Source organism: Duganella sp. Leaf61, assembly GCF_001421905.1.
Taxonomy (GTDB): Bacteria; Pseudomonadota; Gammaproteobacteria; order Burkholderiales; family Burkholderiaceae_D; genus Rugamonas; species Rugamonas zoogloeoides.
The window spans coordinates 1-8,272 of record NZ_LMLM01000018.1; the positions used below are offsets into that span (position 1 = coordinate 1).

8 protein-coding genes are annotated in these 8,272 nt (G+C 60.8%); 4 read left to right on the top strand and 4 right to left on the bottom strand.

The features are described 5' to 3' along the window. Nucleotides 1-131: 131 nt before the first annotated feature. Nucleotides 132-1,679 carry an RNA repair transcriptional activator RtcR gene (gene rtcR / locus ASF04_RS12920; protein WP_056142165.1) on the bottom strand — a complete coding sequence of 516 codons (1,548 nt, stop codon included), beginning with the start codon at nucleotides 1,677-1,679 and terminating at the stop codon, nucleotides 132-134. A gap of 175 nt (nucleotides 1,680-1,854) precedes the next feature. Here rtcR and ASF04_RS12925 point away from each other — a divergent pair, with 175 nt between their 5' ends. After that, complete coding sequence (locus ASF04_RS12925) at nucleotides 1,855-3,105, top strand: RtcB family protein (RefSeq protein ID WP_056142168.1); 1,251 nt, start codon at nucleotides 1,855-1,857, stop codon at nucleotides 3,103-3,105. 2 nt (nucleotides 3,106-3,107) lie between these two features. Next, nucleotides 3,108-4,187 (top strand): RNA 3'-terminal phosphate cyclase, encoded by a 1,080-nt coding sequence (rtcA, locus tag ASF04_RS12930; RefSeq protein ID WP_229205046.1) that lies wholly within the window; start codon nucleotides 3,108-3,110, stop codon nucleotides 4,185-4,187. Here rtcA and ASF04_RS12935 read toward each other — a convergent pair. Both ASF04_RS12935 and ASF04_RS12940 read right to left on the bottom strand, forming a co-directional pair. Beyond that, nucleotides 4,184-4,705, bottom strand: coding sequence for a porin family protein (locus ASF04_RS12935; RefSeq protein ID WP_056142171.1), 522 nt, complete (start codon nucleotides 4,703-4,705; stop codon nucleotides 4,184-4,186). The two genes, rtcA and ASF04_RS12935, sit on opposite strands and share 4 nt — an antisense overlap. Before the next feature lie 80 nt (nucleotides 4,706-4,785). Next, on the bottom strand, nucleotides 4,786-5,682 hold the full coding sequence (locus ASF04_RS12940) for an AraC family transcriptional regulator (RefSeq protein WP_056142182.1): 897 nt from the start codon (nucleotides 5,680-5,682) through the stop codon (nucleotides 4,786-4,788). Nucleotides 5,683-5,868: 186 nt separating this feature from the next. Here ASF04_RS12940 and ASF04_RS12945 point away from each other — a divergent pair, with 186 nt between their 5' ends. After that, a complete protein-coding gene (locus ASF04_RS12945) occupies nucleotides 5,869-6,147 on the top strand; it encodes an SDR family oxidoreductase (protein ID WP_056142174.1) in 279 nt (92 codons plus the stop codon). Here the strand turns inward: ASF04_RS12945 and ASF04_RS12950 are convergent. Next, the gene (locus tag ASF04_RS12950; RefSeq protein WP_082488746.1) at nucleotides 6,135-6,758 is read right to left on the bottom strand and encodes a TetR/AcrR family transcriptional regulator; all 624 of its coding nucleotides are present in this window, start codon (nucleotides 6,756-6,758) and stop codon (nucleotides 6,135-6,137) included. The two genes, ASF04_RS12945 and ASF04_RS12950, sit on opposite strands and share 13 nt — an antisense overlap. Before the next feature lie 72 nt (nucleotides 6,759-6,830). Between ASF04_RS12950 and ASF04_RS12955 the strand changes: the two genes are divergently transcribed. Next, the gene (locus tag ASF04_RS12955) at nucleotides 6,831-8,033 is read left to right on the top strand and encodes a YbfB/YjiJ family MFS transporter (protein WP_056142180.1); all 1,203 of its coding nucleotides are present in this window, start codon (nucleotides 6,831-6,833) and stop codon (nucleotides 8,031-8,033) included. Nucleotides 8,034-8,272: the final 239 nt, after the last annotated feature.

Sequence of the window (8,272 nt, forward strand, 5' to 3'; positions counted from 1 at the left end):
CCCATCCCGAACAGGACCGTGAAACGACTTTGCGCCGATGATAGTGCTGCAACCAGTGTGAAAGTAGGTTATCGTCAGGCTAGTTATATAGAAAAACCCCGTCAGGTGATCCTGGCGGGGTTTTTCGCATTTCAGAGCGTATCCCAATGCAGGTCAAACCTGGCCAGGTATTTCTTCAGGCGATCGGCATCGTTGGGCTTGGCCTTGGCATTGCGCGATACCGCGTATAACTTGCGGCCGGCATCCGACAGCGATTTCGATTGCCGGCAGACGGCAATCACTGCTTCCAGCTGCATGGTATCGAACAAATCCAGTCCGTTCAACTCTGGCTGTGCGCTGTGTCGCCATAGCCGTTTCAGGCGCGCGATTTCGTCCATCACTTGCGCGTCGGTGATACGGCCGGCATCCGACAGCGTGGCCAGCCGGGTGACCGAGGCTGCCAGGTCGCGGAAATTACCATCCCATACCGCCTCGCCCGACGTGGCAAAGCGCATGTAGCGGGTACGTGCTTCCTTGTTGAAGCTGACTTTCTCGCCACTTTCCATGGCAAACAGCGCCAACTGGAAATCGACATTGGGCTCGATATCCTCGGGCCGCTCGGCCAACCTTGGCAGCGAATAGGTCCACAGGTTGATGCGCGCATATAAATCCTCGCGGAAGCGGCCGGCCAGAACCTCGGCGCCCAGGTCGCGGTTGGTGCCGGCGATCAGCTGGAAGTCGCTGGCCACTTCGTCGTCGCTGCCCACTGGCAGAAAGCGCTTTTCTTCCAGTGCCTTGAGCAGCATCGCTTGCTCGTTCAGGCCCAGTTCTCCTATTTCATCAAGGAACAGCAAGCCCTTGTGAGCGCTGCGCAGCAGCCCTGGCCGATTGCTGGCTGCACCGGTAAAAGCCCCCTTGATATGGCCGAATAAGGTGGACGCCGCGCCGTCGCCGTGCACGGTGGCGCAGTTCAGCTCGACAAACTTGCCGTCGAGCTGATGGCGATTCTTTTTCAGTTCGAATACGCGTCGTGCCAGAAACGATTTGCCGGCGCCGGTCGGGCCCATCAACAGCATCGGTGCGCGCGATTTTATGGCCACTTTTTCGATTTCCTCGATCATGGTGTTGAAGCTGGCATTGCGGGTGGGGATGCCTGATTTCAAGAACGCCACGCCTTCGGCTTGTTCGCTGGAAAAGCGCTGGGCGATCTGGTCGTAGCGCGAGAGATCGAGATCGATCAGCTGGTAGCCGGCCTGGTCGCCGCCGCGCCGGGGCGGCGACGTCTGCAGCAGCCGGCCGGGCAGGTAGCGCGCCTCGGTCAGCAGGAACAAGCAGATTTGCACCACGTGGGTACCGGTGGTGATATGGATCCAGTAGTCTTCGTGCTCGGTGTCGAAAGGATAGTTCTTGGCAAAATCGAACAGCGCCCCATACACATCCTCGAAGTCCCACGCGTCGCGCATCGGTATCTCGTGGATGGCGACCACAGTTTCGGGCGACACGGTGGCGATGTCACGCGCCACGCGTTCGCTCAAGTCCCTGAATTTGCCGTTGTAGAGCAATTCGAAACGATCGATCACCAGGTCGTCGTGCTGCGTGAGCGAGACGCTGGGTCGCCATTTCTCCCAGCGGTCGGTGCGTTGGCCGCTGTCGAGCTGGCTGCCGACAAAGCCGATCACCACTTTACGTTTGATTTTCATGGATAAATTCTTATAAATCAGGATAAGTAATTATGCCTGATGATTTCGGCCAAACGTGAGTAAAAGACGCCAAAAAGAAAAATTATCGTATTGATTCAATGACTTATAAAAATAGTTCCGCATCTCCTACAAGCTGGCATGGCGTTTGCAATAAAACGCTTACCCAAAGATAAAAATGAAAGAGAAGAAAATGGAAAAGCTCAATTACGACACCCTCGACACCGGCAACGGCAGCCCGATCAAGATGTGGACCCAGGGCGTACCAGTGGAGGAATCGGCCAAGCAGCAGCTCGCCAACACCGCCCGCATGCCGTTCATCTACAAGCACATTGCAGTGATGCCGGACGTCCACCTGGGCAAGGGTTCGACCATCGGCAGCGTGATCCCGACGCTGGGCGCCATCATTCCGGCAGCGGTGGGCGTTGATATCGGTTGCGGCATGATGGCAGCGAAGACCACGCTCAATGCCAACGATCTGCCAGACAACCTGGGACCGCTGCGCAGCGCCATCGAGCGCGCCATTCCCCACGGTATGTCGCCAAAGACCCGCAGCCATCGCGGCCGCGACGAGGGTAGCTGGAACACGCCGCCAGCACCGGTCGATGCGGCCTGGGCGCAGCTCAAGGACGAGTTCGATGTAATTTGCCAGAAGACGCCCAAGCTGAGCAAGACCAACAACTACCGGCACCTGGGTACGCTGGGAGGCGGCAACCACTTCATCGAAGTGTGCCTCGATGAAACCGGCGCCGTGTGGTTCATGCTGCACTCGGGCTCGCGCGGCGTGGGTAATGCCATCGGCAGCCACTTCATTGAGCTCGCCAAGAAAGATATGCGCACCCACTTCATCAACCTGCCCGACGACGACCTGGCGTACCTGGAAGAAGGCACCACCCACTACCAGGATTATGTCGAGGCCGTGGGCTGGGCCCAGCGCTTCGCCCGCACCAACCGCGAAGTGATGATGCACAACCTGATTGCGGCGGTGCGCACCATCATCACCAAGCCGTTCGAGACCCACGTGGAGGCCGTCAACTGCCACCACAATTATGTGCAGCGCGAGCGGCACTTCGGCAAGGATGTGCTGATCACCCGCAAGGGCGCGGTGTCGGCGCGGCCGGGCGAGCTGGGCATCATTCCGGGCTCGATGGGCGCCAAGAGTTTTATCGTGCGAGGTAAAGGCAACGAAGAAAGTTTTAACAGCTGCAGCCACGGCGCCGGCCGCACCATGAGCCGCAACGAGGCCAAGCGCCGCTTCAACGCTGATGACCACGCGCGCGCCACGTCCGGCGTGGAATGCCGCAAGGATGCCAGCGTGGTGGACGAGATCCCGATGGCCTACAAGGATATCGATGCGGTCATGCACGCCCAGCGCGACCTGGTGGAAGTGGTGCACACTCTCAAGCAGGTCGTGTGCGTGAAAGGATAAAGATGAGCATGATAGAACTGGACGGAGCGGCAGGCGAGGGCGGCGGCCAGATATTGCGCACGGCGCTGAGCCTGTCGATGATTACCGGCCAGCCGTTTCGTATCACCAATATCCGCGCGGGACGGTCCCGGCCGGGCTTGCTGCGCCAGCACCTGGTGGCGGTGCAGGCAGCTGCGCGCATATGCGGCGCCGACGTGGGCGACGTGGCGGTCGGCGCGCAAACGCTGGCGTTCGTGCCGGGCGCCATCCGCGCCGGCGATTACGCGTTTGCGATCGGCACCGCCGGCAGTTCCACGCTGGTGTTGCAGACCGTATTGCCTGCGCTGCTGTTTGCCGGGCAGCCATCGCAGTTGACGGTCACTGGCGGCACCCATAATGCGATGGCGCCGCCATCGCACTTTATCGAGCGCGCCTATGGCCGGGTGCTGGCGGCGATGGGCGCCGAGGTGGATTTCACTTTGCGGCGCTTTGGCTTTTACCCGGCCGGAGGCGGTGAACTGGTCGCGACCGTGCAGCCATGCGCCGGCTTGCGGGCGCTGGAGTTGACTGAGCGGGGAACGCGTCTGCACGGCTATGCGGAAAGTTTTGTGGCGGGCGTGCCCGAGTCGGTGGCCAGGCGCGAACTGGAATGCATCGGCCAAGGCATGGGCTGGGGCGACGCGCACCTGCTGTGCCATCGGCTGCCGCTGGAAATGGGGCCAGGCAACGTGGTGTTGCTCACGCTTGAACACCAGCATGTGACGGAAGTGTTTGCCGGCTTCGGCGAAAAAATGGTGCGCGCCGAAACCGTGGCGAAACAGACGCTGGAGCGTGCGCGCCGCTACATCGCCTCCGGCGCGGCAGTGAGCGAGTGGCTGGCGGACCAGCTCATGCTGCCCATGGCGCTGGCCGGCGCCGGCAGCTTCACCACCGACGCGCTGTCATTGCACGCACTGACCAACGCCCAGGTGATCGCCCGCTTCTTGCCGGTACGCTTCGAATTCGAAGCGATGGGCGAGCGGCACCTGGTGCGAGTGGTCTCGGAGCGGTTATGCGGCGAGGACCGGCAACGCAGCGTTGGAGTTTTTGTCGGGAGCTGTTAGAACTGGAAGCGGCCGCCAAACGAATACATCTTGATCTCGGTCTTGGTCAGGTAACTGCCTTCCAGGTTGATCGACCATTGGCGGTTGAAGTGATAGCTCAAGCCGACGCCCACCAGGCCGTCTGTCTCTTCCTTGTCCTTCATCCCCGAGCGATTGCCTTTCAAGCTGGTGCGACCGATGCCGGCGCGGCCGAACAGACTGAAGCTTTCGTTGAGTGGCATAGTGCCTTGCGCGGCGATACCAACAGTCTGATCGGGATAGAGGCCGCGTTCGCTAAAGACACCTGAATTGGAAATAAAGCTCAAACTGCGGGCATAGACATCGAAGCCGAAATTGCGCGTGTATTGATAGCCGACCTTGCCGCCGAATGAAAGGTCATCGCCGTCCGCTGCATATTTCGATGACGTTGATGCGCCGCCGATGTCCAGCGCGATATAGGCGCCCGGTTCGAATGGGGCGGCAATGGTGACGGCGGGCGTAACCGCCAGCGCTGCCAGGATGAGAATAAAACGTCGCATGCTGTTCCTCTGTAGTTGTCAGGGGTGGCACTGCCTCACTTGCAATGCCGCCAGACAACCATGCTAATCTGGAATTATTTTTAAAGCAACTGCGCCGGTTCAATCACCGGTGGCGCGAGGTAGCGGCGCAACACATCGGCTTCCTCGCCGGGACTGCGGCCGAAAAAGCGCTTGAATTCGCGGCTGAACTGGGACGGGCTTTCGTAACCGACCTGGGCGCAGGCTGCCTGGGCGGTCATGTCGTTGCGCGCCATCAGCAGGCGTGCCTGGTGCAGGCGCGCCGATTTCACGTACTGGATCGGCGAGCAGTGCGTGACCGATTTGAAATGCACGTGGAAGGCGGGCACGCTCATATTGGCTTCGGCCGCCAGCATGCCGACATCGATGCTGGCCGCGTAGTCGGCGTGGATGCGGCGCAGCGCTTTGGCGATACGGCCGAACTGGCCCTGGCTGGTGAGCGCCGCGCGCATCGCCGCGCCTTGTTCGCCCATCAGCACGCGGAAACAGATCTCGCGCACGATGGCCGGTCCCAGTACGCGCGCTTCCAGCGGCGAGTTGAGCGTTTCGAGCAGGCGCAGCACGGTATCGCGCAGGCGCGCATCCATGCGCGTGGTCATCATGCCCTTGGGTGCGGCAGGCATTTCATTATCGGTTTGGTCGATGGCAAACATCAGGTCGGCCAGGGTGGTGCGGTCAACCTGTATTGTCAGGCCCAGGAATGGTTCCTCCGGCGTGGCGTCCGTCGCGCTGGAGAAAGGCATCGGAATGGCCACCACCAGGTACTGGTTGGCGTCGAATTGCAGCACATCGGTGCCGAAGAAGGCGCGCTTGCGGCCCTGCAGCGCAATGGCGATACACGGCTCCGACATCACCGGCGTCTTGGCCACGTTCTGGGTGGCGCGCGTCAGGCGCACGGCGGCCACAGCGGTGTCGGTATAGCCATCGTGCCGGGCCAGTTGGCGATGCAGTTCGATCAGGCGGTCCACGTCATTTCCTTTAATGCGCTCATGAATAGGAATGATCCATCAAAAGACGCAGGGCCGCCATGACCTGGCGATTGAGGTATAGGATTAGGCAAGAATCGCATAGCCATGTGCATTTGCAGCATCGGCACGCAGCCGTAAGATGCATGCTCGTGTCATTGCCAGGGAAAGGACCGCATCATGAACCCACCGTTACAGCGTAAAGTCATCCTGATTGCCGGCGCCAGCCGGGGCAGCGGACCGGCCACGGCGCGCCAGCTGGCGCAGCAGGGCCACCACGTGGTGCTGGGCGCGCGCCGCTCGAACCGCTTGCAGGGCCTGGTCAACGAGATCCGCAAGGCGGGTGGCTCGGCGGAATGGTATGCGCTCGATGTCAATCAGCCGACCGAAATGGCAGCGTTCCTGGCGTTTGCCGAAGACGTGCACAAGCGCGTCGATGCCGTGATTCATAACGCTTGAGTTGAATCTTCTTCAAACAGTAGTTGTATCAGGCTGTCGGCCGTGGCCTGCAGTTGTTCCGGGCCGTGGTAGATACGCTCCATCACCACATTGCCCCGCGTAAAAGTGACCAGCAGGCGGGCGGCGTCTTGCGGTGACAGGCGCAGCCGCGCTACCGCATCGGGCGCGGCCAGCCGTTCTTCCAGTACCAGGCCCAATCCTTCCAGCATGCCGCGCAAGGCATTACGCACCGGCTCGTCCATGGCGGTTTCGTCCGTGGCGATCTTGGTGGTGAGACAGCCGCGCGTGCGCGGCGCCGCGTCTTCATCCCGCCCCGGCGCCAGCTCCGACATCGACTTGATCACGTAGGTAAAGTAAGCACGCAGTGCCGCCACCGGATCGGACAGTTGCATGTGCTCGCGCACTGTCTCCAGATAGCGGCGCTGGTAGCGCGCAAACGCCAGCAGGAAAATCGCCTGCTTGTCGCCATAGGCGTTGTAGAGCGAACCGCGCAGCACGCCGGTGGCCTGCGCCAGCTCCTGCATCGACGTCGCACCATAGCCGCGGTGCCAGAACACGTGCATCGCACGCTCCAGCGCTTCCTCTTCATTGAATTGTTTTATGCCAGCCATGAGCCGATTATCGGCATTCTTGACACCGCTGTCAAGTTTGACTATGCTGTCAAACATCGTGAGGAGCTGTGAATGGATATTGTCGAAGATCGGGCCGCCACCGCGCGTGCCATATTTGCCGGCCTGTGCGCCAGCCTGGTAGGCATCGGGCTGGCGCGCTTTGCGTACACGCCGCTCATCCCGCCGATGATCGAGGCGCACTGGTTTGTCGCCAGCGACGTGGTGTACCTGGGTGCGGCCAACCTGGTCGGATACCTGGTGGGCGCTTTGCTGGGCCGGCCTCTGTCGCGCCGCTATGGCGCCAGGTCCGCCTTGCGGGCGATGATGGTGCTGACGTCGCTGGCATTCTTTGCCTGCGCGTTTCCGTTATCGGTGGGCTGGTTCTTCGTCTGGCGCCTGCTCTCGGGCGTGTCGGGCGGTGTGATCATGGTGCTGGCCGCATCGAGCGTCTTGCCGCACGTGCCGGCCGCGCGCAAGGGCATGGCCAGCGGCGCCATTTTTCTTGGCATCGGCGTAGGTATTGCCATGTCGGGCACGCTGGTGCCGTTGTTGCTCGATGTCGGCATGCGGGCCACCTGGCTCGGGCTCGGCGTCTTGTCGCTGCTGCTGACCATTGCAAGCTGGGCGTGCTGGCCGCATGCGGTACACACTCATCCGCCAGTAGGGCAGGCCGCCGTCACCATGGAAGCGGGCGAGCGTTCCGAACTCATGCTGCTGTATGTGCAATATGCGCTGATGGCCGTGGGCCTGGTGCCGTTGATGATGTTCCTGGTCGATTACGTGGCGCGTGGACTCGGCTGGGGTTCGCACGAGGCGGCGCTGTTCTGGATCGTCTATGGCGTGGGCGCCATGATCGGCCCGATGGCCTATGGCTGGATGTCCGATCGCCTGGGCGCCTCGGCCACCAGCCACCTGATGACCTGGCTGCAAATCGGCGCGGTAGTGCTGATGATGTTTTCGACGCACCACCTGGTGCTGATGCTGGCGACCTTGGTGATCGGTTCCTATCCGCCAGGCGTGCCGCCGATTACACTTGCGCGGCTGCACCGCATCTTGCCGGGCGACGCCCATGGACAAAACATCGTCTGGAGCAAGGCCACTACGGTGTTCGCACTGATGCAGGCATTGGCCGGTTACGGCTATTCGTATTTGTTCGCGCAGAGCGGCGGCGACCACCGGATATTGATGGGTGTGGGCGCGGCGGCGCTGGCCATGATTATTTTGTCGGACGTCGCCAGAAAAATGCTTGCCAAGCCCCTGCGGGCAGGCCTATAATTCGCCCCCTCGCAGAACACAGCATCGAAGTTATAACTGAGTGTTGAACGAAGCGAGAAAAAAAGAAGGTTGACGAAACAAGCTAAACGCTTCATACTCTTTCTTCTTCGCGGCAGACAAAACGATCGACGCGAAACGCAGTACCGAATAAGTTCTTTAAAAATTAACAGTCGATAAGTGTGGACGTTTGATGACAGTGCACACGCTGCTTGCAGCGTGATACTTAAAATATCAAATGT